At 71.3% G+C, this 25,923-nt stretch carries 18 protein-coding genes and 1 pseudogene; 9 read left to right on the top strand and 10 right to left on the bottom strand.

Annotated elements, in window-relative coordinates; translation table 11 throughout:
• Positions 1-2 precede the first annotated feature (2 nt).
• From OG709_RS17665 to OG709_RS17650, 4 genes are all read right to left on the bottom strand, one after another.
• A complete protein-coding gene (locus tag OG709_RS17665) occupies positions 3-761 on the bottom strand; it encodes a DUF4232 domain-containing protein (RefSeq protein ID WP_266642002.1) in 759 nt (252 codons plus the stop codon).
• Between the two features lie 119 nt (positions 762-880).
• Positions 881-3,532 (bottom strand): AfsR/SARP family transcriptional regulator, encoded by a 2,652-nt coding sequence (locus OG709_RS17660; protein WP_329166865.1) that lies wholly within the window; start codon positions 3,530-3,532, stop codon positions 881-883.
• A gap of 367 nt (positions 3,533-3,899) precedes the next feature.
• Entirely contained in the window at positions 3,900-5,195 is a 1,296-nt protein-coding gene (locus OG709_RS17655) for a M18 family aminopeptidase (protein ID WP_266642004.1), read from the bottom strand.
• A 314-nt stretch (positions 5,196-5,509) separates the two neighbouring features.
• A complete protein-coding gene (locus tag OG709_RS17650) occupies positions 5,510-7,336 on the bottom strand; it encodes an acyl-CoA dehydrogenase (RefSeq protein WP_250302461.1) in 1,827 nt (608 codons plus the stop codon).
• Positions 7,337-7,500: 164 nt separating this feature from the next.
• On the opposite strand from OG709_RS17650, the gene OG709_RS17645 reads away from it, so the two are divergent.
• The 3 genes from OG709_RS17645 to OG709_RS17635 all read left to right on the top strand — a co-directional run bounded on the left by OG709_RS17645 (position 7,501) and on the right by OG709_RS17635 (position 10,355).
• Complete coding sequence (locus OG709_RS17645; protein WP_250302456.1) at positions 7,501-7,950, top strand: SseB family protein; 450 nt, start codon at positions 7,501-7,503, stop codon at positions 7,948-7,950.
• A gap of 127 nt (positions 7,951-8,077) precedes the next feature.
• Positions 8,078-9,034: a pirin family protein gene (locus OG709_RS17640; protein WP_250302457.1), complete on the top strand. Its 957-nt coding sequence runs from the start codon at positions 8,078-8,080 to the stop codon at positions 9,032-9,034.
• 133 nt (positions 9,035-9,167) lie between these two features.
• Positions 9,168-10,355 carry an AI-2E family transporter gene (locus OG709_RS17635; RefSeq protein WP_329166861.1) on the top strand — a complete coding sequence of 396 codons (1,188 nt, stop codon included), beginning with the start codon at positions 9,168-9,170 and terminating at the stop codon, positions 10,353-10,355.
• Here the strand turns inward: OG709_RS17635 and OG709_RS17630 are convergent.
• A pseudogene (locus tag OG709_RS17630) lies at positions 10,337-12,481 on the bottom strand (ATP-binding SpoIIE family protein phosphatase); the annotation flags it as partial. The gene OG709_RS17635 and the pseudogene OG709_RS17630 sit on opposite strands and share 19 nt — an antisense overlap.
• Positions 12,482-12,690: 209 nt before the next feature.
• Between OG709_RS17630 and aspS the strand changes: the two are divergent.
• The 5 genes from aspS (at position 12,691) to OG709_RS17605 (ending at position 17,653) form a co-directional block, all read left to right on the top strand.
• Positions 12,691-14,457 carry an aspartate--tRNA ligase gene (aspS, locus tag OG709_RS17625; protein WP_250302462.1) on the top strand — a complete coding sequence of 589 codons (1,767 nt, stop codon included), beginning with the start codon at positions 12,691-12,693 and terminating at the stop codon, positions 14,455-14,457.
• Between the two features lie 163 nt (positions 14,458-14,620).
• Positions 14,621-15,628, top strand: coding sequence for an intradiol ring-cleavage dioxygenase (locus OG709_RS17620; RefSeq protein ID WP_329166859.1), 1,008 nt, complete (start codon positions 14,621-14,623; stop codon positions 15,626-15,628).
• Positions 15,629-15,778: 150 nt separating this feature from the next.
• A complete protein-coding gene (locus OG709_RS17615) occupies positions 15,779-16,009 on the top strand; it encodes a hypothetical protein (protein WP_329166858.1) in 231 nt (76 codons plus the stop codon).
• Positions 16,006-16,410, top strand: coding sequence for a PIN domain-containing protein (locus tag OG709_RS17610; protein ID WP_266642009.1), 405 nt, complete (start codon positions 16,006-16,008; stop codon positions 16,408-16,410). The genes OG709_RS17615 and OG709_RS17610 overlap by 4 nt, the downstream gene beginning before the upstream one ends.
• Before the next feature lie 430 nt (positions 16,411-16,840).
• Positions 16,841-17,653 (top strand): L,D-transpeptidase family protein, encoded by an 813-nt coding sequence (locus OG709_RS17605; RefSeq protein WP_329166857.1) that lies wholly within the window; start codon positions 16,841-16,843, stop codon positions 17,651-17,653.
• A gap of 85 nt (positions 17,654-17,738) precedes the next feature.
• On the opposite strand, the gene metG is transcribed toward OG709_RS17605, so the two are convergent.
• From metG to OG709_RS17585, 4 genes are all read right to left on the bottom strand, one after another.
• Positions 17,739-19,364 (bottom strand): methionine--tRNA ligase, encoded by a 1,626-nt coding sequence (metG, locus tag OG709_RS17600; RefSeq protein WP_250302467.1) that lies wholly within the window; start codon positions 19,362-19,364, stop codon positions 17,739-17,741.
• 180 nt (positions 19,365-19,544) lie between these two features.
• A complete protein-coding gene (locus OG709_RS17595; RefSeq protein ID WP_329166856.1) occupies positions 19,545-21,317 on the bottom strand; it encodes a VWA domain-containing protein in 1,773 nt (590 codons plus the stop codon).
• Positions 21,318-21,451: 134 nt separating this feature from the next.
• Positions 21,452-21,742 (bottom strand): barstar family protein, encoded by a 291-nt coding sequence (locus OG709_RS17590; RefSeq protein ID WP_250302469.1) that lies wholly within the window; start codon positions 21,740-21,742, stop codon positions 21,452-21,454.
• A 129-nt stretch (positions 21,743-21,871) separates the two neighbouring features.
• Entirely contained in the window at positions 21,872-22,783 is a 912-nt protein-coding gene (locus tag OG709_RS17585) for a LysR family transcriptional regulator (protein ID WP_250302470.1), read from the bottom strand.
• Between the two features lie 164 nt (positions 22,784-22,947).
• Between OG709_RS17585 and snpA the strand changes: the two genes are divergently transcribed.
• Complete coding sequence (gene snpA / locus OG709_RS17580; RefSeq protein WP_250302471.1) at positions 22,948-23,613, top strand: snapalysin; 666 nt, start codon at positions 22,948-22,950, stop codon at positions 23,611-23,613.
• Between the two features lie 265 nt (positions 23,614-23,878).
• On the opposite strand, the gene OG709_RS17575 is transcribed toward snpA, so the two are convergent.
• A complete protein-coding gene (locus OG709_RS17575; RefSeq protein ID WP_250302472.1) occupies positions 23,879-25,837 on the bottom strand; it encodes an FUSC family protein in 1,959 nt (652 codons plus the stop codon).
• Positions 25,838-25,923: the final 86 nt, after the last annotated feature.

Here is a 25,923-nt window from a genome sequence, read left to right as displayed (position 1 = left end):
GGTCAGTTGTACTCGGGGCTGAAGGGGCCGGCCGTGAAGCCCTTGCCGCAGATGTTCAGCGTGGCGGACTTGCCCTCGATGTCCTTCACGAGCACCGCGGTCCGGTTCTCCGTGCGGGGCAGGACGACGTCGACCATGCCGCTCTGGATGTGGCACTTGTAGCGGTCGCTCGCGGCACCCGTGTAGTTGGTGTCGCTGTACTTGACCGCGACCACCGCGTGCTGCCCCGGCTTGATGGTGAACGACTGCCCGGCGTTCGCGCTGTCCGTGGACCGCAGCTCGGCGCCGCTCTTGGTGGTGGCGAAGAGGAGCGGGGTGCCGTTGAGGAGGCAGGAGGTCTTGGACGTGTTCGTGACCTCCAGGGCCGCGCCCTTGCCCTTGGCCTGGGACAGGTCGTGACCGGCGTCGATGGTGAAGCCGAAGCTGAGCTTCCCGGCGGTGCAGTCGGTGCGGTCGGAACCGGTGCCGCCCGAGCCGCCGGTGGCTCCGGCCTTGCCGGTGGTGGACGCGTTGGTGCCCGACGCGGTCTTCGACGACGTACCGCTCCCACCGGACTTGCCCGAGGCGTCCGAGGTGTTCGCGGCGTCCTTGGCGTCCTTGGTGCCCGCCGTGTTCGCGGTGTCGGCGCCCGACTTGGTGGAATCCGACTTGGTGGTGTCCGACTTGGCGGTGCTGTCACTGCCACTGCAGGCCGTCAGGCCGAGCGAGAGGGCGAGCAGGGCGGTCGCGGCGAGTGCGGTGTTCCTGCGGTACGTACGCATGTGGTTCCCCCGATGGTGAACTGGTCGGTCGCGGTGTGCTGCCAGGCCCCGCGGCCCCGCCGCGTATCCCCTGGTGACTCCAGCTTCCGGGGGGCCGCTGTCGCCCGGCTTGCGTACCGCTAACGATCCGCTGACAGCCCGGTCAGCCGTTCCTGGGCCAGTGCCGCTCCGTCCAGGAATCCCACCGCGCAGGCCTCCCGCGAGGCCGCTTCGAGCTGCGTCCTGGCCTCGTCGGTGCGGTCCAGTGCGGCGAGCGCCGCACCGTACGTGGTGCGCAGCAGGACGCGGCTCGCCGCCGCCTCGGGGGAGGTCCCGAGGCCCAGGGCGCGGACGGCGTGCTCCGCGGCCAGGCCGTACGCGCCGGTGGCCAGGCAGTGGTCGGCCAGGTGCTGGAGGGCGAGCATCTCGGTCGGCGGGTGGTGCGCGTCGACGGCCAACGCCCGTGCCTGGTCGAGGAGTTCACCGGCGCGCTGGTGGTCGCCGGTGGAGTCGAGCACGACCGCCAGATTGAGCAGGGCGATGGCCTCGCTGATCACGTCGCCCGCCTGCGCGGCCAGGGTGGGGGCCTGTTCCAGGTGGACGAGGGCTTCCGCGTCCCGGCCGTCCATGTGCAGCACCCAGCCGAGCAGGGCGTGGGTACGCGACCGGGCGTCGGGGTCCGCCTCGTGGCGGGCGGACACCAGGGCGCGTTCGAGGAGCGGGACCCAGCCGTCCCTGACCCGCCAGAGGATCAGCGGCCACTGGAGCAGCGCCAGCCGCCAGGCGCGGTCGTGCAGTCCGGCGTCGGCGGCGGCCTCGACGGCGCCCTCCAGCGCGGCCCGCTCGGCCTCGTACCAGGCGAGCGCGGCGGACCGGTGCTGGAACTCCCGGATCGCGGGCGGCCGTCGGGCGCCGGTGGGCAGGGCGCAGCACGGCTGGCTGCCCGGCTCGGCGGCGGCCCCGGCGGCGAGCGCGGTGTACAGGTAGTGGTCGAGGAGCCGGGGCAGCCCCTCGGGGTCGGCCTCCGGGGCGAGTGCGCGGGCGTAGAGCCGTACGAGGTCGTGCAGCGTGTAGCGGCCGGGCGCCGCCTCGGTGACCAGGTGGGCGGCGGCGAGCAGGTCCAGGGCGGCTGCGGCCTGCTCGGGGGAGGTTCCGGCGAGCGCGCCCGCGGTGTAGCGGTCCAGGTCGGGGCCGGTGTGCAGGCCGAGGCAGCGGAACATCCGCCCGGCCTTGGCCTGTAGTTGCTGCACGGTGAGGCGCAGGGCGGCCGAGACCCCGGTGTCGTCGATGGCGAGGAGGCTCAGCCGGTTCTGTTCGTCGGCCAGTTCACCGGCCATGGCGTCCAGCGTCCACTGCGGGCGTCCGGCCAGCCGGGCGGCGGTGACCCGCAGGGCGAGCGGGAGCCCGTCGCAGAGGGCGGCCAGCTGTGCGGCGGCGGCCGGTTCGGCCGCGACCCGTTCCTCGCCGAGCACGGCGGCGAGCAGCGCCGCCGAGTCCGCGGCGGGCAGATGGTCCAGCGGTACGGGCCGGGCGGCGTCCGAGGCGATGAGGCCGCTGAGCCGGTCGCGGCTGGTGACCAGGGTGACGCAGTGGTCCCCGCCGGGCAGCAGCGGGCGGACCTGTTCGGAGTTGCGGGCGTTGTCCAGGACGACGAGGAGCCGCAGGGCGCCGGTCAGCGTCCGGTACAGCGCGCCCATCGAGTCGCTCGTCGCCGGTATCCGCTGGGCGGGGACGCCCAGTGCGAGCAGGAACTCCCGCAGTACGGCGTGGGTTTCGAGCGCCGGGGTGTCGCTGAAACCGCGGAGGTCGGCGAAGAGCCGTCCGTCGGGGAAGTCGGCGCGCCGCTCGTGCGCCCAGTGCACGGTCAGGGCCGTCTTGCCCACCCCGGCGGGTCCGGTGACCAGGCAGACCGGGCTGTCGTCGGAGGCCGCCGCGCGGGCCAGCGCGCCGCGTTCGTCGCCGCGGCCGGTGAAGCCGCGGGGCGCCCGGGGCAGCAGATCGGGCACCCGCGGGCGGGCGGAGAGGGCGGCGTCTCCGCGCGGCGGTGCGGATTCCTTCGCGCGCAGGATGGTGGTGTAGGCGCCGGTGAGCGTGGGGCCCGGGTCGATGCCCAGTTCGTCGGCGAGGAGCCTGCGGGTGCGGTGGTACCAGTCCAGCGCGTCCGACTGCTGGCCGGAACGGCTGAGCGCCAGCATCAGGGCGGCGGCCAGGGATTCCCGCAGCGGGTGGACGACGGCCTCGGTGCGCAGCACGGCCGCCGCCTGTCCGTGCTCGCCGAGCTGCCCGTACGCGTCGGCGAGCGCCTCCACCGAGCTGAGCCGCAGCTCCTCCAGGGCGTGCGCGGCGGCTTCGAGGGGTGCGCTGGCCACGGTCCCGGTGAGCGCGGGCCCCTGCCACAGCGACAGTGCCTCGCGCAGCATCAGTACGGCGTCGGTGGGCTGGCGCTGGGCCCGGGAGAGCGACACCAGCTCCTCGAAGCGGTGGGCGTCGAGGAGGGACTCCGGCATCCGGAGCACGTAGGCGGAGCCCTGGGTGGCGAGCTCGACGCCGTACGCCTCGGCGCCGTGCGCGGAGAGCAGCGCGCGCAGCCGGGAGACGTGGCCCTGCAGTACGGTCCTGGCGTGGGTGGGCGGCGCCTCTTCCCAGAGCGCGGCGATCAGCTGTTCCACGGACACGGCCGCGTTGGGCCGCAGCAGCAGGGTCGCCAGGACGCCGGCGCGCTTGGCGGGTCCCAGCGGGAGGTCGCCGGTCTCCGTCACCACTGCGACTGCCCCGAGCAGGCGGAACTCCACGGCGTCTCCCAGATCCCCGGACCGGCCCCCCGGACAGTTTTCCGAGGATACGTCCCGCGGGCCGGGCGGGATCCGGCAGGATTCGCCCGCCCCTGGTCCGAACCTGCTGATCCGGCGGTACGGTCCGGCTGCTCGGGTCGCCCGGAGCGGCTGTTCCGGGCGGGCGGCGCGGCTGTTCCGGGCGTGCGGGCGCACCCGCCGGTGACCGGAACAGCCGCTCGGCGCACGGGAGTTCAGCGCATCGGTGTGCAGTGAATCGTGTTCAGCGAACCGGGGGTCAGCGAACCGGGGGTCAGCGAACCGGAGTTCAGCGAACCGGAGTTCAGCGAACCGGAGTTCAGCGAACCGGAGTTCAGCGAACCGGGGGTCAGCCCTCCAGGAACGCGACCAGCGCGTTGGCGAGCAGGTACGGGTCGTCGGCTCCGCACAGCTCGCGGGCGCTGTGCATGGAGAGGATCGCGACGCCGATGTCGACGGTCCGGATGCCGTGCCGGGCCGCGGTGATCGGGCCGATGGTGGTGCCGCACGGCATGGAGTTGTTCGAGACGAAGCTCTGCATCGGCACCCCGGCCTTCTCGCAGGCCTCGGCGAACACCGCCCGGCCGCTGCCGTCCGTCGCGTACCGCATGTTGACGTTGACCTTGAGGATCGGTCCGCCGTTGGCGCGCGGGTGGTGCGTGGGGTCGTGGCGCTCGCTGTAGTTGGGGTGCACGGCGTGGCCGGTGTCGGAGGACAGACAGACCGTCCCGGCGAACGCGCGGGCCTTGTCCTCGTAGGCGCCGCCCCGGGCGAAGACCGAACGCTCCAGTACGTTGCCGAGCAGCGGGCCGTCGGCGCCGGTGTCGGACTGGGAGCCGTTCTCCTCGTGGTCGAAGGCGGCCATCACCGGGATGTACGGCAGCGCGTCACCGGAACCGGCCACGGCGGCCAGCGCGGCCGTGGCGGCGTGCACGGAGAGCAGGTTGTCCATCCGGGGACCCGCGAGCAGCTCGCGGTCGCGGCCCAGGTAGCCGGGGGCCTCGGTGGGGTGGACCATCAGGTCCCAGCCGGTCACGTCCTCGGCCTGGACACCGGCCTCCTCGGCGACGAAGCGGATCAGGTCGCCTTCCTGGACGTCGCCCAGGCCCCAGATCGGCTGCATGTGGCGCTGCTTGTCGAGCTTGAGGCCGTCGGTGTGGACCGAGCGGTCGAGGTGGATGGCGAGCTGTGGCACCCGCAGCAGCGCCCGGTCCACATTGACCAGCCGGTGGCTGCCGTCGCGCAGGGTCAGCCGCCCGGCGAGGCCCAGGTCCCGGTCCAGCCAGGTGTTGAGCAGGGTGCCGCCGTAGATCTCGACGGCCACCTGGCGCCAGCCGTCGCTGCCGGTGTCCGGCAGGGGCTTCACGCGCAGGTTCGGGGAGTCGGTGTGCGCGCCGACGATCCGGTACGGGGTGTGCGGCTGTGCGCTCTCCGGCACGTACCAGGCGACGATCGCGCCACCGCGCAGCACATACTTCCCGCCCGTGGAGGCGTCCCAGGCGTCGGTCTCCGCGACCTGGCGGAAGCCTGCCTTCTCCAGGCGCGCGGCGGCGTTCGCCACGGCGTGGTACGGCGAGGGGCTGGCCGTGAGGAAGGTCATCAGGTCGTCGGTGTGGCCGCGGTCGAAGCGGACGGATGTGCTCATGCAGCCACCCTAACGACCGCGGCTGTGGCCTCGCTTTCGCTGCGGGGACAGGGATGCCCGGCCGGCCCGCGGACGATCTTGGACGTTCTGGGGCCGGGCCGATCCGGGTGACCGGGATGCCGGAATCGCGGGTGCGTGAACTCCGGCTGCCGGGGCGGAAATGGCGGGTGATCGCATACGAAAGCGGGCCAGGGCGCCTGTTCCGGGAAGACGTGGAAGGCGTCCTGGCCCGCTGCCGCGAGGTGCCGCGGGATTTGGGTCAGATTTGGATCAGCGGGCGATCGGATGCTGACCGGACGGTGATCAGCAGGCCGTCAGAAGGCGGCCTCGTCGAGGTCCATCAGGGAGTTGTCGACGGTCTCGGCGAGCGCGCGCTGCGCACTCACGTCCGGCAGGATGTTCGCCGCGAAGAACTTCGCAGCCGCGATCTTGCCCTGGTAGAACGCCTTGTCCTTGGCGGCGGCGGTCGGCAGCTTCTCGCCCGCCACGGCGGCGGACCTGAGCAGCAGGTACGCCACGACGACATCGCCGGAGGCGAGCAGCAGGCGGGTGGTGTTGAGGCCCACCTTGTAGATGTTCTTGACGTCCTCGCCGGTCGAGGTGAGGTCGGTGATCATCGCGCCGACGATCGCCTCCAGGTCCACGGCCGCCTTGGCGAGCTGCTCACGGGCGGCGTGCAGCTCGTCGCCGCCGGTACCGGCCGCCAGGAACTTCTTGATCTCCTCGGAGAGGGTGTTCAGCGCCGCGCCCTGGTCGCGGACGATCTTCCGGAAGAAGAAGTCCTGGCCCTGGATGGCGGTGGTGCCCTCGTAAAGGGTGTCGATCTTGGCGTCCCGGATGTACTGCTCGACCGGGTACTCCTGGAGGTAGCCGGAGCCGCCGAAGGTCTGCAGCGACTGGGCCAGCTGCTCGTACGACTTCTCCGAGCCGTACCCCTTCACGATGGGCAGCAGCAGGTCGTTGAGGCCGTGCAGCGCCTTGGCGTCCTCGCCCGCGGCCTCCTTCTCCTGGATCGCGTCCTGGACGGAGGCGGTGTAGAGGACCAGGGTGCGCATGCCCTCGGCGTACGCCTTCTGCGTCATCAGCGAGCGGCGCACGTCGGGGTGGTGCGTGATGGTGACCTTCGGCGCGGTCTTGTCCATGAACTGCGCGAGGTCGGGGCCCTGGACGCGCTCCTTGGCGTACTCCAGGGCGTTCAGGTAGCCGGTCGAGAGCGTGGCGATGGCCTTGGTGCCCACCATCATCCGGGCGAACTCGATGATGCGGAACATCTGACGGATGCCCTCGTGCTTGTCACCGATCAGCCAGCCCTTGGCGGGGTGCTGGTCGCCGAAGGTCATCTCGCAGGTGTTGGAGGCCTTCAGGCCCATCTTGTGCTCGACGTTGGTGGCGTAGACGCCGTTGCGCTCGCCCAGCTCGCCGGTGGTCCAGTCGAACTCGAACTTCGGGACCATGAAGAGCGAGAGGCCCTTGGTGCCGGGGCCGGCGCCCTCGGGGCGGGCCAGGACGTAGTGAATGATGTTCTCGGACATGTCGTGCTCGCCCGAGGTGATGAAGCGCTTCACGCCCTCGATGTGCCAGGAGCCGTCGTCCTGCTGCACGGCCTTCGTCCGGCCGGCGCCCACGTCCGAGCCCGCGTCCGGCTCGGTGAGGACCATCGTCGAGCCCCACTGCTTCTCGACGGCGATCTCGGCGATCTTCTTCTGCTCCTCGGTGCCCTCCTCGTAGAGGATCCCGGCGAAGGCCGGACCGGAGGAGTACATCCAGATCGCCGGGTTGGCGCCGAGGAGCAGTTCCGCGTACGCCCAGATGAGGGAGCGGGGCGCGGTGGTGCCGCCGATCTCCTCGGGCAGGCCGAGCCGCCAGTACTCGGACTCCATGAACGCCTGGTACGACTTCTTGAAGGTGTCCGGCACGGGTGCGGTGTGGGTCTTCGGGTCGAAGACCGGCGGGTTGCGGTCGGCGTCGGCGTAGGACTCGGCGAGCTCGTTCTCCGCGAGACGGGCCACCTCGTCGAGGATGCTCTTCGCGGTGTCGACGTCCATCTCGGCGAACGGCCCGGTGCCGTACAGCTTGTCGCGGCCGAGGACCTCGAAGAGGTTGAACTCGATGTCGCGGAGATTCGACTTGTAGTGCCCCATGGCGACGGCCCTCTCGTAACGCATACCTGTAACGAATACCAGCAAGTAGCTACGATGATGCTACCCACCGGTAATAAGTTGCAACCCCCCGAGGCCGAATGTGACGAGGACGGTGGCGGGAACGCCCCTGCGCCGACGTGTCGTTACTCAGTACTCTTGCGCCCATGTACGGCTATGACCAGAACCAGGGCGCCCAGCAGCAGTACGCCGCCCCGCAGCCCGGCTACGGTGCTCAGCCGCTCTACCCCGAGCCCTCGCCGCCCTCGCTCGCCGACGGCGTGCGGGCCTTCACCACCGGGTCGATGGCCGCCGAGGACTTCCAGCAGATCTTCGCCACGTCGAAGGTCTACTGCCCGCGTGGTGACAACCCCGGGTTCCTCGCCCTGCACAACACCCAGCAGCCGGTGATCCCGATGTTCACCTCGCTGAAGGAGCTGCGCAGGTACGCGGGCAAGGAGTCCAAGTACTTCGTGATCACCGGCGCCGAGGTGATCGACCTGCTGCCCACCGGATACGGCTTCGTCCTCGACATGGAGGGCGAGCACCGGATGGTCTTCGACGCGAAGGCCGTGGAGCAGATGGTCGACTTCGCGATGCGGCGCATGTACGGCTGACGCGGCCCGCTCCACCCCTCCGACCAGGCGTTTCTCCGGCGGTGACCGGTCGGGGAATGCGTATGGCTTGCTGGATGTTCACCATTCAACTACTTTGGTGGAAGAGCATCCCGCAAGGAGGGCCGCCATGCCTGCTGTGACCGTTGAGAACCCGCTGAGCCTGCCGCGCGTCAGTGCGCCCGAGAGTGCCGTGCCGCGTCCGGTGCTGGCGGTGTCGACCGCGCCGGGGGGTTTCGAGGGTGAGGGATTCCCGGTGCGCCGTGCCTTCGCGGGGATCAACTACCAGTACCTCGACCCGTTCATCATGATGGACCAGATGGGTGAGGTGGAGTACGCGCCGGGCGAGCCCAAGGGCACCCCCTGGCATCCGCACCGCGGCTTCGAGACCGTCACCTACCTGATCGACGGTACCTTCGTCCACCAGGACTCCAACGGTGGCGGCGGCACGATCAACGACGGCGACACCCAGTGGATGACCGCGGGCGCCGGGCTGCTGCACATCGAGGCGCCGCCGGAGTCGCTCGTCGTGAGCGGCGGGCTCTTCCACGGGCTCCAGCTCTGGGTGAACCTCCCCGCGGCCGACAAGATGATGGCCCCCCGCTACCAGGACATCGGCGGCGGTCAGGTCCAGCTGCTGACCTCCCCCGACGGGGGCGCGCTGCTCCGGGTCATCGCCGGTGAGCTGGACGGGCACGAGGGCCCCGGGATCACGCACACGCCGATCACGATGATCCACGCGACGGTGCGGCCGGGCGCGGAGGTCACGCTGCCGTGGCGTGAGGACTTCAACGGGCTCGCGTACGTGATGGCCGGGCGGGGTTCCGTCGGTACGGACCGCAGGCCGGTCCACACCGGGCAGACCGCGGTGTTCGGTGCCGGGTCCTCGCTGACCGTCCGCGCGGACGAGACCCAGGATGCGAAGAGCCCCGACCTGGAGGTCGTGCTGCTGGGCGGGCGCCCGATACGGGAGCCGATGGCGCACTACGGGCCGTTCGTGATGAACAGTGAGGCCGAACTCCGGCAGGCGTTCGAGGACTTCCAGCGCGGGCGTCTGGGAACGATCCCGGCGGTGCACGGGATGTAGGTCCCGTCCCGGTCCGATCGCCGAACGGGGTGCCTGCGCCGCAGGCACCCCGTTCCGCACATCCGCCGCCCCGCGCCACCCGCCCGGCCCCGGCGAACGGGCCGGACCTCCGGCCGCGTGGTCGGCTGGACCCGTGCATACCCAGAAGCCGCTTCTCCCCGTCCACGTCCGGCGGCTGGCCGCCTGGTGCATCGTCGCTCTGCTCGTCACCGGCGTTGCCGGAGTGGCCGTCTGGCTCAGTGTCACCTTCAAGAGCGCCGTCACGCCCGTACTGCTGGCGCTGCTCGGCACCGCGCTGCTCGGGCCGGTGCACCGGTGGCTCGTACGGATGCGGCTGAACCGGTCGCTCGCGGCCGGGCTGACCTGTGCCGCGCTCGTCGCGGTCGTGGGCGGGGCCGGGTACATCGTCGCCACCGCGCTCATCGACAACGGCGACCAGATCGTCGCCTCGCTCAAGGACGCGGGGAAGTGGGTCGCCGACCACCTCGGGGTGACCACCGGGGACGGCATCACCAACATCGCCGACAAGTCCAAGAAACTGCTCGGCAAGTTCGGGGCCGGGGCCGCCGGAGGGCTGCTGAACGGGCTGAGTCTGGTCGGCACCCTCATCGCGACCAGCGTGCTGTCCCTGCTGCTGACCTTCTTCTTCCTCCGTGACGCGGACCGCGCACCCGGACTCGCGCACGCGATCGCCCCCCGTAGCGCACCCATGGTCGAGGCCATGGCCCGGCGCGCCTTCGAGGCGGTCGAGGGCTTCATGCGCGGGACCACCCTCATCGCACTGATCGACGCCGTCTGCATCACCGCGGGCCTGCTGATCCTGCGGATCCCGGGCGCCATCGGGCTGGGGGCGCTGGTGTTCGTCGGCGCGTACATCCCGTATCTCGGCGCGTTCCTCTCGGGCGCGGTCGCCGTGCTGGTCGCGCTCGCCGACCGGGGGTTCGTGATCGCGCTCTGGGCGCTGGGCGTCGTCCTCGCCGTACAGGTGCTGGAGGGGCATGTGCTCCAGCCGGCGATCCAGAGCCGTACGGTCCAGATGCATCCGGCCATGATCATGGTGTCGCTGGCCGCCGGGGCGAGCGTGGCGGGGCTGCTGGGGATGCTTCTCGCCGTACCGGTGGCGGCGGCGGCCTTCGGGGTGATCGGTGAGCTGCGGAAGCGTTACTCCGTCGAGCCGGACGCCGACGGCGGGTCGGACGGCGACGGCGGCTCGGACGGCGGCTCGGACGGCGGCTCCTCGGTCAGCTCGGACAGGGGGAGCGGGGAATCGGGCGGGGAATCCGGGCCGTCCGCCCCGCCCGGACCGTTGCCCGACTCGTAGAGCTCGAACCAGATCGACTTGCCCGAGCCCTGCGGATCCACCCCCCAGTGGTCCGCCAGCATCTCCATCAGCATCAGCCCCCGCCCCGACGAGGCCATCTCGCCGGGGCGCCTCTTGTGCGGCAGTTCGTCGCTGGCGTCCGCGACCTCGACCCGCAGCCGACGGGTGCCGGGCTCGCCGCTGACCTCCGCGACCAGCCGGGCGTCCCCGTCCGTGTGGACCAGGACGTTCGTCGCCATCTCCGAGACCATCAGCGCGGCCGAGTCGACCTGCTCGCTGTCCGCCCAGTCGTGCAGCAGTTCCCGCAGCTGCCGGCGGCACCCCGAGATCCGCTCGGGCTGCGACTGGGCGACGGTCAGCGAGATGCGGCGGGTGGTGCCCGGCCGTACGGGCTCCCCCGGCCGGGACATCAGCAGGACCGCGATGTCGTCCTCGCGGCGGTCGGAGTGCGGCCCGGTGTGGTGGCGCTCGGGAGGCCCGTGGACGGTCTGCACCAGCGCGTCGGCCAGCGCCTCCAGATTGTCCCCGTCGTACTGCTCCAGCGTCCGGAGGATCCTCGCCCACCCGGTGTCGAGATCGTGCCCGCCGGTCTCGATCAGCCCGTCCGTGCACATCATCAGCGTCTCGCCCGGCTGGAGCACGAGGCGGGTCGTCGGGTAGTCGCTGTCCGGTTCGACACCGAGCGGCAGTCCGCCGTCCACGGGCCGTACCAGTACCGTGCCGTCGACCATCCGCACGGTCGGGTCGGGGTGTCCGGCGCGGGCGATGTCGAGGGTGCCGGTGGCCGGATCGACCTCGGCGTAGAGACAGGTCGCGAAGCGCGGGCCGGAGTCCTCGGCCTCGCCGTTCTCCCCGCCCGCGTCGTAGGCGTCCTGCGCGTCCGTGATGCCGTACAGAAAGCGCGAGGCGCGCGCGAGCACCGCGTCGGGAGGGTGCCCCTCGGCCGCGTACGCGCGCAGGGCGATCCGCAGCTGGCCCATCATCCCGGCGGCCCGTACGTCGTGCCCCTGCACGTCGCCGATGATCAGCGCGACCCGGCCGCCGCCCTTGCCGTCCGTGTTCGCGGCGCCGCCCGGCAGCGGGATCATGTCGTACCAGTCGCCGCCGACCTGGAGCGCGCCGCCGGTCGGCACGTACCGGGCGGCGACCGACATCCCGGGGATGCGTGGGCCCAGCATCGGCAGCATCGAGCGCTGGAGGCCCATCGACAGTTCCCGCTCGTTGTCGGCGACCCCGGCGCGGGCCAGGGCCTGGGCCAGCATCCGGGCGACGGTCGTCAGCACCGCGCGTTCGTCGGGCGAGAACCCGACCCGGTAGGTGAAGGCCGCCATCCAGGCGCCGATGGTCACACCCGAGTCGACCAGCGGCACGAAGGCCCAGGACTGCCGGTTGAGCGGTCGCACGTAGGGCCAGATCTCCGGGTACCGCTCGCGGTACGAATCCGGGGTCGGCAGATAGACGGCCCGGCCCGTCCTGACGACCTCGGCGGCCGGGTGGTTCGTGTCGATACGCAGCGGGAAGTGGTCCTGCGGCCCGGCCACGCCGGGTTGCTGCCCGTGGTGCCCGTGGTGCCCGATCAGCGTCAGCCAGTCCCCGGTGACCCCGAAGACCGCGAGGCCGTCCGGCTCGAAGCCCGGCATGGACAGCGAGGCGGCGACCCGCAGCACCTCCTCGGTGGACCGGGCCTCGGCCAGCGCACGGCCCGCGTCCAGCAGGAAGGCCTCGCGGGAGCGGCGCCAGTCGCCGGTGATGGGGGTGTGGGCGGCATTGCGCGGCTGCGGTTCCGCGGTTTCCTGAAGGGTGCCGACCAGGACGTAGCCGTGGGCGCTGATCAGCGGCTTCGAGCGGCTCCGTACGGTGCGCAGCACCTGGCCCGACTCGTCCACGACGCGCATCCGGGCCTCGGCCAGGGTGCCCTCGGCCACGGCGAGGTTCACGATCCCGTTGGTCTCGTTCCAGTCGACGGGGTGGAACCGGGAGCGGGCAGTGGCCTCGGAGAGAGTGGCCGGCTCGTTGGGCAGTCCGAGCAGCCGGGCCGCCTCCGCGTCGAGCGTGACGATCCCGGCGACGTTGTCCCATCGCCACAGGCCGGTGGCGATGGCGGCCAGGACCTCCTCGGTGCGCATTGCCCCACTTTAAACCGATCGGCGCATGGGGGGCGGAGTGATAGCGCCCGGGAGAGGGCCGCCTGCCGTCCCACGCCGTGAACCCCGTCCTGCGGTCCCCGGGGCAAACCCCGTAGGGGCAGTGCGGGCCCGGCGGTACCCTGGTCCGGAGTGTGAGAACGTCTTGGATCTCCCGCTTCCCGCCTGTCTCGCGAAGAACTGGATGAATGATGCATCGGTACAGGTCCCACACGTGCGGCGAACTGCGCGCCTCCGACGTCGGCTCCGACGTCCGGCTGAGCGGCTGGCTGCACAATCGCCGAGACCTGGGCGGCATCCTCTTCATCGATCTGCGTGACCACTACGGCATCACCCAGCTCGTCGCCCGCCCCGGCACCCCGGCCAACGAAGCGCTCTCCAAGGTCACCAAGGAGACGGTCGTCCGGATCGACGGCAAGGTGTCCGCGCGCGGCGCCGAGAACGTCAACGCGGAGCTGCCGACCGGTGAGGTCGAGATCGAGGTCGGTGAGGTCGAGGTGCTCGGCGCCGCCGCCCCGCTCCCCTTCACCATCAACGCCGAGGACGGGGTCAACGAGGAGCGGCGCCTGGAGTACCGCTTCCTCGACCTGCGCCGCGAGCGCATGCACCGCAACATCATGCTGCGCTCGTCCGTGATCGCCTCGATCCGCTCGAAGATGGTCGCGCTCGGCTTCAACGAGATGGCGACCCCGATCCTCACCGCGACCTCCCCCGAGGGCGCCCGTGACTTCGTGGTGCCGTCCCGCCTCAACCCGGGCAAGTTCTACGCGCTCCCGCAGGCCCCGCAGCAGTTCAAGCAGCTGCTGATGATCTCGGGCTTCGACCGCTACTTCCAGATCGCGCCGTGCTTCCGCGACGAGGACGCCCGTGCGGACCGCTCGCCGGGCGAGTTCTACCAGCTCGACGTCGAGATGAGCTTCGTCGAGCAGGAGGACGTCTTCCGTCCGATCGAGAAGCTGATGACCGAGCTCTTCGAGGAGTTCGGCAACGGCCGCCACGTCACCTCGCCGTTCCCGCGCATCCCGTTCCGCGAGTCGATGCTGAAGTACGGCAACGACAAGCCCGACCTGCGCGCCCAGCTCGAACTGGTCGACGTCTCGGACGTCTTCGCCGACTCCGGCTTCAAGGCGTTCGCGGGCAAGCACGTCCGCGCGCTGCCCGTCCCGGACACCGCGGGCCAGTCCCGCAAGTTCTTCGACGGCCTCGGTGCGTACGCCGTCGAGCAGGGTGCCAAGGGTCTGGCCTGGGTGCGCGTCGGTGACGACGGGGCGCTCGCCGGACCGATCGCCAAGTTCCTCACCGAGGACGACATCAAGGCGCTCACCGAGCGTCTCGAACTCAAGCCGGGCCACGCGGTCTTCTTCGGCGCGGGCGAGTTCGACGAGGTCTCCAAGATCATGTCCGCGGTCCGCGTCGAGGCCGCCAAGCGCGCCGGTCACTTCGAGGAGGGCGTCTTCCGGTTCTGCTGGATCGTCGACTTCCCGATGTACGAGAAGGACGAGGAGACCGGCAAGATCGACTTCTCGCACAACCCCTTCTCGATGCCCCAGGGCGGTTACGCCGACCTGGAGGAGAAGGACCCGCTGGACATCCTGGCGTACCAGTACGACATCGTCTGCAACGGCATCGAGCTGTCCTCGGGCGCCATCCGGAACCACGAGCCCGAGCTGATGCTCAAGGCGTTCGAGATCGCCGGCTACGACCGCGAGACCGTGGAGCACGAGTTCGCCGGGATGCTCCGCGCCTTCCGCCTCGGCGCCCCGCCGCACGGTGGCATCGCGCCGGGCGTGGACCGGATCGTCATGCTGCTGGCCGACGAGCCGAACATCCGCGAGACCATCGCGTTCCCGCTCAACGGCAACGCGCAGGACCTGATGATGGGCGCGCCCACGGTCCTGGACGAGACGCGGCTGCGCGAGCTGAACATCCAGCTGCGCAAGCCGGTCACGGAGAAGTAGGGCAGCAAGTAGCCGATAGGCAGGGGCAGTTCGGGCCTGTCGCACGGGCGGGGCCGCGGATCTTGTGATCTGCGGCCCCGCCCGTCGCACGTTCGCAGCAACCCACAGCAACACACAGCTTCTTCCCAGGCCGGTGACAGGCGGGCTGCCTAAGGTCCCGCCCATGACTGATCCTCAGGAACCCACTGACAACAAGGACATGACCCGGCGCCGGTTGATCGTCGCGGCCGGAGCAGCTGCGGCGGCGGTCGGGATCGGGGGTACGGTGGCGGCCACCGCGTCGGCCGACGAGTCGCACGGGACGCCGGGCAGGGGCAGTTCAGGTTCCACCTCCTCTTCCGGCTCCGGCTCCCATTCCCATTCCGGTTCCGGTCCGGGTTCCGGTTCCGAGGAGTGCTACCGGCTCACCTCGGAGGCCATCGAGGGTCCCTACTACATCGACGCGGACAAGATCCGCCGGAACATCACCGAGGACCGTGAGGGCATCCCCATGACCCTCCGTCTCCAGGTGATCGACGCCGACACCTGCACGCCGCTGCGGAAGGCCGCCGTCGACATCTGGCACTGCGACGCGCTGGGGATCTACTCCGGTTACGAGTCCGCCAGCCAGGGCGGCGGCACCCCACCCACGGGTCCCCCGCCCAGCGGCGCCCCCACCGGCGCACCTCCGTCCGGTGGTCCCGGTCCCGGTGGCGGTGGCGGTGGCGGCGGCCACGTGGAGCCCACCGACGACAAGCGGTACCTGCGCGGCACCTGGCTGACCGACCAGCACGGCTACGTCGAGTTCAGGACGGTCTTCCCCGGCTGGTACCAGGGCCGGGCCGTGCACGTCCACACGAAGGTGCACGTCGGCGGGAAGTTGACGGAGGCCGGGTACGAGGGCGGCCACACGTGCCACACCGGGCAGTTCTACTTCGACGAGAAGGCGGTGCTGGCCTCCGCCGCCGTCGCCCCGTACGCCACCAACACCACGCAGCGGACCACGCTCACCGAGGACAGCCTCTACGACGGGAGCGGCGCCACGGGCGGTCTGCTGCACCTGTCGTACAGGAAGGGCCACATCGCCCGCGGAGTGCGGGCCGAACTGACGATGGGCGTGGACCGGAGCCAGACCCACGACGGCACCGATGCCGGGGGAGGGCCGCCGACCGCGTCGCCTTCCGCCCCGTAACTCTTCGCCGCTCGTTCTCCCCCGGGAGGAATGGGTCCGCTGCTGCTGCCGAAAGGCCTCCGATCGCTCGATCGGGGGCCTTTCCTCCATGGAGCCGCAGGGGGGGGTAGTGCATCGCAGTACGCTCGTTGTACGGGTGACACGTCGAGAGTGACCATCACGCTTCCTACCGCGCAGGTGGAAGCGCTCAAGCAGATCACGGAGAACGTTTCCGGTTATGTCGCGGAGGCAGTCGCACGTCGGCTCCGCGGCGAGCTGATCGACCAGGAACTGGATCGCTACGAGCGTGAACACGGTGCGTTCACCGAGGAGGAACTGGCCCAGGCACGCGCCGAGATCTACGGCAGTTCCTCGGCGGGGGACGGGGCGGCAGCCGCGTGACCGAGCACGGTTTCCGGGTGGTCGTTCTCGACAGCGAGGGGCTTTCGGGATGGATTGCCGAAGACCGGCGGACCACGGGTCTGGTCAAGGTGTTCCGGCAGGGGAATGCCGATTTCGTCATCAGCGCCGCCACGATCATCGAGGTCACCCATGCCAAGGTGAACACCGCCAGGCTGAACTGGCTGCTCTCCCGTATCAGGATCGAGCCACTCACCGAGCAGGCCTCGCGCGCCGCGGCGGCGCTCCTCAAGAAGGCCTCGTTGCACGGCCACAAGTACGCCATTGATGCCATGGTCGCGGAAGTCGCGCTCCGCCAGGCCGGTCCGGTGGCCCTGCTGACCTCGGACATCGGCGGCATGCGCAAGCTCTGCGGGACCGCCGTCCACCTCGTCGGCGTGTAGCCACCGAGGGCAGGGCAATCTCTCCGGGGCCGCCGTCGTGCGCCCCGTACGCGCCCCCTTCCCGCTCCCCACGCCGGCCGGCAGCAGGAACCGGTGAGCGGCTGCGGCACTCTTTCCCGGTGCACGGGACATCTGATCGGCCACCCGCGCAGCAGTACGGGGGGCCGATCGGCGTATCCGGCGGCGGTCCGGTGACCGTGGCGGGCCCGTGTGCGCGGGGCGACGTCCCACGGTTGGTGCCGGACGTGCGGCAGGCTCTGGCCGACGCCCGTTTCGTCGCGCCGACTCCGCACGGCACCCCCGGCTGACTCCTCGGGCTGACCCGACAGACCCGGCACGCCCCGGCGGGCCCGGTCCGGTCCGATCTCGTCCGATCTGATCCGGCCCGGCCGGCCCGGCGTGAACCCGCCATGAAATGAAAGGCCCGTACATGTCTTTTCGCGGACTCCACCGACCGAACCGACTCCGCAGACTCCACGGATACTCGCTCGCGGCGGCTGCGCTGGTCACCGGCGGGCTGCTGCTCTCCGGGTGTGCGGGGCAATCCGGAGCGGTGGAGGACAAGGCCCGTGCCGCCGGGGAGGGTGTCGGTCACGCCGGGCCGCCCGCGCCCCGGCCGGAGCTCGCCAGGGCGGCGAAGCCCGTACAGGCCGAGGAGATCCCCGCCCTGGGCCCCAGGACCCGCAAGCAGATTCCGGGAACGGCCCGGCAGGTGGTGGTCGTCACCGGTGACGCACCGGACTCCGGCAGTTCCACGATCGTCCTCTACACCCGGGACCCCGTCAAGGGCTGGCAGCCGGTGACCGATCCCTGGACCGCGCACAACGCGCTGCGCGGCTGGACGGCCGACCACCACGCGGGTGATCTCCACTCGCCCTACGGTGTCTTCGGTCTGACGGACGCGGGGGGCCGCAAGGCCGACCCCGGCACCCGGCTCCCGTACGACAGGGAGGGGTCGTTCATCGCCGCCGGTACGGGCTTCGACGGGGAGCCGCTGGCCGGGGCGTTCGACTACGTGGTGGCGATCAACTACAACCATGTGCCCGGCAGGTCCCCGCTCGACGGGGCCCGGCCGATGGGCGCGAACAAGGGCGGCGGCGTCTGGTTCCACGTCGACCACGGCGGCCCGACGCACGGCTGTGTCTCCCTGCCGGAGGGACGGATGAAGGAACTGCTCGGCTGGCTCGACCCGGCGAAGAAGCCGGTCGTGGTGATGGGGGACGTGTCCATGCTGGGGCGCTGACCCGGGCGGAGCGAGAAGACGTGACGGGAAGGGGCTCAGGACCGGCTGGTCCTGAGCCCCTTCCCGTCGTGACGGAAGCCGTGCCCTACGCGGGCTTCTCCTCCAGGCGGGGGAACAGCACCGCGCCCTTCGTGACCGTCGCACCGGCCGGGAGCTGCCCCCAGGTGCCCGCGTCCTGGACGCGCTGCCCGGCGAGCGCGCCGAGGCCCGCTTCGGCGCCCAGCGATTCCCACAGGCTCTCCGAGGTCACCGGCATCACCGCGTTCAGCAGGACCGCGACACCGCGCAGCGACTCGGCGGCCGTGTACAGGATCGTCGCGAGACGCGCCTTGCCCTCCGCGGACTCGTCCTTGGCCACCTTCCACGGCTCCTGCTCCGTGATGTAGCCGTTGACCTGCTTCACGAAGTCGAAGATCGCCAGGATGCCGCCCTGGAAGTCCAGCTCCTCACCGATCAGCCGGTCGGCCTCGGTGACCGCCTTCGCGAGCCCGTCCTGGACGGCCTGCTCGGCCGCGCCCGGCGCCTCCGCGGCGGGCAGCGTCCCGCCGTAGTACTTGCCGACCATCGCGGCCACCCGGGAGGCCAGGTTGCCGTAGTCGTTGGCCAGCTCGGAGGTGTAGCGGGCGGTGAAGTCCTCCCAGGAGAACGAACCGTCGCTGCCGAAGGCGATCGCCCGCAGGAAGTACCAGCGGTACGCGTCCACGCCGAAGTGCGAGGTCAGGTCCTGCGGCTTGATGCCGGTCAGGTTCGACTTCGACATCTTCTCGCCGCCGACCATCAGCCAGCCGTTCGCCGCGATCCGGCCGGGTACCGGCAGGCCCTGTGCCATCAGCATCGCGGGCCAGATCACCGCGTGGAAGCGGAGGATGTCCTTGCCGACCAGGTGCACGTTCGCCGGGAAGGTCTCGTCGAACTTCTGCTGGTTGGCGCCGTAGCCGACGGCCGTGGCGTAGTTCAGGAGCGCGTCCACCCAGACGTAGATGACGTGCTTGTCGTCCCACGGCACCGGGACGCCCCAGTCGAAGGTCGAGCGCGAGATCGACAGGTCCTGGAGACCCTGCTTCACGAAGTTCACGACCTCGTTGCGGGCCGACTCGGGCTGGATGAAGCCGGGGTTGGCCTCGTAGAACTCCAGCAGCTTCGGGCCGTACGCGCCCAGCTTGAAGAAGTAGTTCTCCTCCTTGAGGATCTCCACCGGCTTCTTGTGGATCGGGCACAGCTTCTGACCGGGGAAGTCGGGCTCACCCTCGATCAGGTCGCCGGGGAGCTTGTACTCCTCGCAGCCCACGCAGTACGGGCCTTCGTACCCGCCCTTGTAGATCTCGTCCTTGTCGAACAGGTCCTGCACGAACTCCTGCACACGGTCCGTGTGCCGCTTCTCCGTCGTCCGGATGAAGTCGTCGTTCGCGATGTTCAGATGCTCCCAGAGGGGCTTCCATGCTTCCTCGACGAGCTTGTCGCACCACTCCTGGGGCGTGACGTCGTTCGCCTCGGCCGTGCGCATGATCTTCTGACCGTGCTCGTCCGTGCCGGTGAGGTACCACACCTTCTCGCCGCGCTGGCGGTGCCAGCGCGTGAGCACGTCCCCTGCAACGGTCGTGTAGGCGTGGCCCAGGTGAGGAGCGTCGTTGACGTAGTAAATGGGGGTCGATACGTAGAAGGCCTGCACGCCTTCGCTCGTCCCCTGCTTCTCGGATCCAGTGGCCGCCATGGTCGAAATCCTACGTGCCCGCGGGCACTGCCCTCACCTGGCTTTCGGGGACCGGGGACCGGGGACCGGGGACCGGGGACCGGGGACGAGGGTGGGGCTGGGAACGGGCAGGGGCCGCGAGGAGTGTTCCTCGCGGCCCCTGCCCGTCGTGCGCCGGTCGTGGTCCGGCTGCTGCGCCTGTTACTGCCCTGCCGGGTACCCGGCGAGCAGCCCCGCGTACAGCTCCGCGTCGGTCAGCTCGCGGGGGGTGGGACCCGCGTGGAAGAACGCGGCGTGCGGCACGTCGAGCTTCCGCAGGAAGTCGAAGGCCTTGGACTCGTGCGCGCCGAACGCCACGAACTGCCAGAAGATCGGCTTGTCCGCGACGTCGGCGATGGCCTGCTTGGCCACCGACTTGACGTCGGGGGCGCCGTCCGTCTGGAAGATCACCAGCGCGGGGGCGGTGGGGTCGGCGGACTTCTCGTGCAGCGCGACGACCTCCTCGACGGCCCGGTGGTAGCTGGTGCGCCCGAGCCGCCCGAGGCCCGCGTGCAGCTCGTCGACGCGGCCCTCGTACGAGTCGAGGGTCAGCTCGCCCGTGCCGTCGATGTCGGTCGAGAAGAACACGACGGGGACGGTGGCCCGCTCGTCGAGGTGCGCGGCGAGGGCGAGGGTCTGCTCGCCGAGGGCCTGCGCGCTGCCGTCCTTGTAGTACGGACGCATGGAGCCGGACCGGTCGAGCACGAGGTAGACGACGGCCCGCACCCCACTGAGCCCGGCCTTCTCGATCTCGGCCCCGGCGGCCTGGTACGCGGCGACGAGCTGGGGGGCGCGGGTGCTGAGGTCGGCGGGGGTGCTGGGGGCGTCGGGGGCGGTCCCGGCGGCGGCCGGTTCCGACTCCGGCTTCTGCTCCTGCTCCTGCTCGGTGGTTACGGGCTCGGGGTCGGCAGCAGCCGCAGGTGCGGGCTCGACGGCAACCGGTGCGGCTTCGGCCTCGGTCTCGGTCTCGGTCTCGGTCTCGGTCTCGGTCTCGGGCTCGACCTGGGCTTCCGCTTCGGCCTCCGCTTCGACCGTGGCCTCGGCCTCGGCCTCGGCCGGCTCGGGCTGTGCCTCGACGGCAGGCGTGGGCTCGGGCGCGGGTTCGGCTTCGACCTCGGCCTCCGCTTCGACCTCGGCCTCCGCTTCCGCCTCCGCTTCCGCCTCCGCCTCCGCTTCCGCTTCCGCCTCCGCTTCGGCCTCGACCGGCTCGGCCACGGCGGTGACCGGCTCGGGCGCATCCGTGACCGCCGCAACCGGCGCCGCCTCGGCCGCAACCGGCTCAGCAGTCTCCGCTTCGTCCGCGACGGGCTCGGCCTCGACCTCAGGCGCCGCCCCGGCCTCGGCCTCCGCCCCGGCCTCGGCCTCCGCCCCGGCCTCGACCTCCGCGTCGACGACCTCGGGCTCCGGCTCCGCGTCGTCCGCGGCAGCCGCAGCGGTCACCTCGGCGGCAACTGCCGCAGGCTCAGCGGCCTCTGTCCCGGTCTCCGCCTCAACATCCTTCTCCGGTACGGACTTCTCCGGTACGGCGACCGCGTCCTCGGGAGAACCGGCCTGGGCCGGAACCGTCGGCTCCGCCGGTCGCGGCTTCGGGTTGTCGAAGGCCTCCGCCACCAGGTCGGCCGCGATGCCGGGGGTGGACTTCCGCCTCGGCTTCGGCGTTTCGGCGGAGGCGGACTTGTCGGCCTGTGCCGGTACGGTCGCGGACGCGGTACCCGTACTCGTATCGGTGCCCGTGCCCTCCTTGTCGCCACCGGCCTTCTCCGTCGACGCGTTCCCGGTCGACGTCAGGACAGAGGCGGACGCGGGCGTCGTCACCGACGCGGTCTCCGCCGCCGGCTTCTCGCCCTGCGACGGCACGGAAGGAGCAGCCGACGACTCGTCGTACTCCGCGCGGTCGCGTCCAAACACCTTGCGCAGCAAGCTCCGAATGCCCATGGGCGAGACCTTTCGCAATGAGTCGAGTGCGAGACAAAGTCCGCGCCGGCGGGAGCTGATCCCTGGCCAGGGCGGACACGTAAGGTTAGCGACCGCTTTCGGCGATCTTGGGGAGGGTAGGGCCCGTTCCCCGGTCAGGGCTCCAGGTCGAGCCGTGCGCGCGTCGCGTCGGCGAACAGGGAGGACAGCCGTACGCCGTCCGGATGACCCGGTGCGAAGAGACCGGCTTCCCTGGCCCGTACGACCAGCAGCCCGTGTGCGTCCACGACTTCCGAGACGCCGCGGGTCTCCACCGTGTCCCACCAGGCATCCAGGTTCCGGCCGAACCAGTCGGGCAGGCCGCACGGCGCCGTCACCGCGTCCCAGAAGTCGTCGAGCGTGGCGAGCGGCAGAGTGCGCAGATCCACGACAAGTTCGGAGCCCATGGCAGCGGATCGTACGCGGTGCGCGCGGGGGTGAATTTCCACCCGGACTCTCCTGTGGCTCCCACGGGAACGGCCCTCACGCTCCGTGACGGCGGGCTGCCCGCGGGCGGCACCGGCACCGGGGCCGGGTCAGCCGACCTGGACCAGTTCCCCGTACGCCCCCGCCAGCTCCCCGTACACCACGTCCAGTTCCGCCAGGTCCGTCCCGGCTGCCCCGGTCCGCGCCGCGAGCAGCAGGCGTACCCCCAGCGGATCGCCGTGCAGCGGTCTTATCACCGTGTCCGGTCTGGGGCTGGTCGTCGGCTGACAGACCGTGACGACCTCGCCGGACGCGACCAGGGAGAACGCCGTGAGGTAATCCCCGTGCAGCACCCGGGGGTTGAGGCCGGCCGCGCGCAGCATCCGGCGCATCCCGTCCCACTCCCCGTCCACCGTCGGATCGACCATCCACTGGTCGGCCGCGAGGTCCGCGAGCTTCACCACCGGGTCCGCCGCCGCCGGGTGGTCCGCCGCCAGGGTCACGAACTGCGGTTCGCGTTCGACGAGTACGCGGATCTCCAGGCCGTCCGGGACCCGCAGCGGACACCCCTCGACCTCGTGCACGAACGCCACGTCCAGCTGCCCGGAGGCCACCAGCCGCAGCAGGGCGTTGGCCGACACGTCCATGTGGAGGGAGGTCTCGGTGCCGGGCAGCCGGGTCCGCAGGCGGCGCAGCCAGCCGGGGATGGCGCGGTTCGCCGTCGCGCCGATCCGCAGCCGGGGTCCGGCCGCCCGCGCGGCGGCGGACTTCGCGTCGGTCACCAGGGACCGCATCTCCTCGATCAGCGGCCGGGCCCGGCTGAGGACGGTGCGCCCGAGCGGGGTGGGACGGCAGCCGGTGCGCTCGCGGGAGAAGAGCTGGCCGCCGAGCGAGTTCTCGATCCGGCGGAGCTGGGTCGTGAGCGAGGGCTGGCTCATGCCCAGCTCGCGGGCCGCCTTGTGCAGGCTGCCGCTGTCGGCGATGGCGCACAGTGCGCGAAGATGCCGCACCTCAAGGTCCATGAACCCAGAGCGTAAGCGCGCGTCACGGGCCGCACCAGACCATCAAATCCCCACCGATAGGCCCAAGTTATCGCCAGTTGCCATCATCCCCGGGGCCCGCTCGCGCAGCACACTCTGCGGTACCACCCGTTCACCCCCACACCGGACGAGTAGGAGCCCCCCACATGAAGCACCGTAATACGGCGCTCTCCGCCATCCTGGGCCTCGGTATCGCCGCCGCCCTCGGCACCGCAGCTCCCGTGCAGGCCGCCACCCCCACGGCGTCCTCCGCACAGCAGGCTGCCACCACCGCTGCCCACTACGTCGGCGCCCAGCAGGAAGCGGGCAACAAGGCCTTCTTCGAGGCCGTCATGAAGTCGGTCGCGAAGAAGCAGGCCGCCCACCCGAATCTGAAGACCGTCACCGTCGTCTACGACGCCTCGGGTGCGCCGACCTTCCAGAGCCAGATAGCCGCGAGCACGCAGATCTGGAACGCGGCCGTCTCCAACGTCAAGCTCCAGGCGGGCTCCAACGCGGACTTCAGCTACCGCGAGGGCAGTGACCCGTCCGGTTCGTACGCCTCGACGGACGGGCACGGCAGCGGGTACGTCTTCCTGGACTACGCCCAGAACCAGCAGTACGACTCCGTCCGGGTCACCGCGCACGAGACGGGACACGTGCTCGGCCTGCCCGACACGTACGACGGCCCGTGCAGCGAGCTGATGTCCGGCGGCGGCCCCGGCCCGTCCTGCACCAACCGGCAGCCGGACGCGCAGGAGCGTGCCCAGGTCAACGCCCTGTGGGCGAACGGCTTCGCCAAGGCGCTGGCCAAGGCTTCCAAGGTTTCCTGACGCCGCCTCCCCGGCGTCGGGCCCCCACCCCCGCGCCCGGCGTCACCTGAGGACGCCGGGCGCGGGTGACCTTCGTCGGGGTGGTACGGGGCGGTGATGGGCCGGGCCGGGCACTGCCCGGCCCGGCACCCGCATGTCCGGGCCCGTCCGGCCGCTCCGTTCGTCCCTGCTCTGCCCTGCCCCGCCAGGACGCCCTGTTCGTCACCGCCCCTGTTCGTCACCGCTGTCGTTCGTCACCGCTGTCGTTCGTCACCGCTGTTGTTCGTCACCGCTGGGGTGAGGCGATCTCCCGTGCCGCGGTGACCTCCTGGCGCAGCGGCGCCAGTACGCCGTTGTCGTCGCCCTTGATCCGGGCCGCGACGCGCTCCAGGGTGGCGCTGGAGCGCAGCCCCTGGGCCAGTTCCCGCAACTCCCGTGTCACCGCCCCGACTTCGTCGGGTGCCGGAGGCGTCGCCCCGTGGGTGACCCGTACCCGCGCCGCCGTCGTCGCGTCGACGATCCGCTCGGCCGCGACGACCAGCGGCCACCAGGCGGCGGCCCGCCGCCCGGTCGGTGGCGGTTCGGTCAGGGCCCGCTGGAACTCCGTCCGTACGACCGACAGGTCCCGGTAGAGACGGCGCCGCATCCGGGCCCGCGCGGCGTGGTCGGCCGGGTTGTCGCCCGCGGCGCCGCCGAACGCGCACTCGACATAGCGCGCGCTCTCCTCGACCGCCTCCGCGAGCCGGTCGCCGATCCGGGTATGCCAGCTCTCCGGCCAGAGCAGATAGCCCGCCACCAGCGCGATCCCGCAGCCGATGAGGCTGTCGAGCAGCCGGGGCAGGACCAGGTGGAAGCCCAGGTGGTTCAGCTGGTCGGAGATCAGCAGGATCACCGGGGTGATGGCCGCGGTCTGGAAGGCGTACCCCTTCGCGGAGAACGCCGGGATCAGGGCCGCGAGCACCACCATCACCGGCACGTCCCACCAGCCGCGCGGCACGACGCCGAGGACCAGGGCGGCGGTGACCAGCCCGGCCGCGGTGCCGAGCGCCCGCAGGACCGCGCGGGAGAAGACCGAGCCGAAGTCGGGCTTGAGCACGAAGGTGACGGTCAGCGCGACCCAGTACGAGCGCGGGACCGACACCACCGAGACCAGTGACTGGGCGAGGCCGATGCAGAGCGCGAGCCGCAGGCCGTAGCGCCAGGAGGCGGGCGAGAGCAGAACGGTGAGCGCGGCTCGGCGGGCCCGTACGCCGAGCGCGGCGGGACGGCCCAGCGGGTCCTCGGCGCTGTGTTCGGGCTCGGGGTGGTCGACGACGGCCGAGGCGTGGCGCAGCGCCGCGTTCATGGCGCGGTCGGCGGGGCCCTGCGGTTCGGGGAGTACGAGATCGGGTACGGCGCCGGACCGGCCCGAGGCGACGACATCCGCCAGGTCCCGTACGGCGGCGGCGATTTCCGGGCGGCGCGAGGACCGGCCGTGCAGATGGGCCGCGGCTGCCGCTTCGATCAGCGGGACGAGCACGTTGAGCTGGGCGAGCAGCCGCACCATCGAGGTGCTGCGGCCGTGGTAGTGGGCGCGGCGGGCGAGGATCAGGTCGTAGGAGGCGTTCAGCGAGCCGGTGACGGCCTGGCGCCGGACGTCGTACGCGGGGGTGCCCGCGGCGGCCAGCAGTTCGGCGGCCGTGCGGTAGGTCGCGGCGACCGCGGCCCGCTCGGGTGCCCGTGCCCGCCAGGGCCAGCCGACCAGCGCCAGCGCCAGGACGAACAGCCCGCCGATGGTGAGCAGCAGCGGGGACTTCCACCAGGGGCCCGGCATCGGGAGTCCCGCGCCGACCACGGCGTTGAGCAGGAGCAGCAGCCCGGACACGGAGGCCACGGCACCGATCGTGGAGATCATCCCGGAGATCAGCGCGATCAGGGTGAGCACGGCGACGGCGGTCCAGCCGTCGCCGTACACCAGCGTGCCGAGCATGACGCCGATCGCCCCGAAGCACTGCGGGACGGCGATGTTGAAGACCCGCATCCGGTACGCGTCGGCGGTGTCGCCGATGACGCCCGACAGGGCGCCCATGGCCACCAGCGCCCCGTACACGGGCTCGCCGGCCGCGAAACCGACGGCCATCGGCGTGGCGAGCGCGAGGCTCGCGCGGGCGACGGCCGCCCGGGGGATCGGTGCGGACTGCGGGCGCAGCCCCCGGATCAGCCACTCGGGAGGGGACAGCAGGGACTGCTGTCGGTTCTCACTCATACCGGCACACGCCCAGGTCAGCCATGGTCGACAACGTACGTCCCCCGGTACGGCGCCCGGCCGGACACCCCCTGCCCGCAGACCTG

Source organism: Streptomyces sp. NBC_01267, from assembly GCF_036241575.1.
Classification (GTDB): Bacteria; Actinomycetota; Actinomycetes; order Streptomycetales; family Streptomycetaceae; genus Streptomyces.
This window is presented reverse-complemented; position numbering and strand designations above follow the sequence as displayed.

Coding starts and splice junctions, on each gene's coding strand:
- OG709_RS17665 (WP_266642002.1), bottom strand. CDS start 761: ATGCGTACGTACCGCAGGAACACCGCACTCGCCGCGACCGCCCTGCTC.
- OG709_RS17655 (WP_266642004.1), bottom strand. CDS start 5,195: ATGAGCACATCCGTCCGCTTCGACCGCGGCCACACCGACGACCTGATG.
- OG709_RS17650 (WP_250302461.1), bottom strand. CDS start 7,336: ATGGGGCACTACAAGTCGAATCTCCGCGACATCGAGTTCAACCTCTTC.
- OG709_RS17645 (WP_250302456.1), top strand. CDS start 7,501: ATGTACGGCTATGACCAGAACCAGGGCGCCCAGCAGCAGTACGCCGCC.
- OG709_RS17640 (WP_250302457.1), top strand. CDS start 8,078: ATGCCTGCTGTGACCGTTGAGAACCCGCTGAGCCTGCCGCGCGTCAGT.
- aspS (WP_250302462.1), top strand. CDS start 12,691: ATGCATCGGTACAGGTCCCACACGTGCGGCGAACTGCGCGCCTCCGAC.
- OG709_RS17620 (WP_329166859.1), top strand. CDS start 14,621: ATGACTGATCCTCAGGAACCCACTGACAACAAGGACATGACCCGGCGC.
- OG709_RS17605 (WP_329166857.1), top strand. CDS start 16,841: ATGTCTTTTCGCGGACTCCACCGACCGAACCGACTCCGCAGACTCCAC.
- metG (WP_250302467.1), bottom strand. CDS start 19,364: ATGGCGGCCACTGGATCCGAGAAGCAGGGGACGAGCGAAGGCGTGCAG.
- OG709_RS17595 (WP_329166856.1), bottom strand. CDS start 21,317: ATGGGCATTCGGAGCTTGCTGCGCAAGGTGTTTGGACGCGACCGCGCG.
- OG709_RS17590 (WP_250302469.1), bottom strand. CDS start 21,742: ATGGGCTCCGAACTTGTCGTGGATCTGCGCACTCTGCCGCTCGCCACG.
- OG709_RS17585 (WP_250302470.1), bottom strand. CDS start 22,783: ATGGACCTTGAGGTGCGGCATCTTCGCGCACTGTGCGCCATCGCCGAC.
- snpA (WP_250302471.1), top strand. CDS start 22,948: ATGAAGCACCGTAATACGGCGCTCTCCGCCATCCTGGGCCTCGGTATC.
- OG709_RS17575 (WP_250302472.1), bottom strand. CDS start 25,837: ATGAGTGAGAACCGACAGCAGTCCCTGCTGTCCCCTCCCGAGTGGCTG.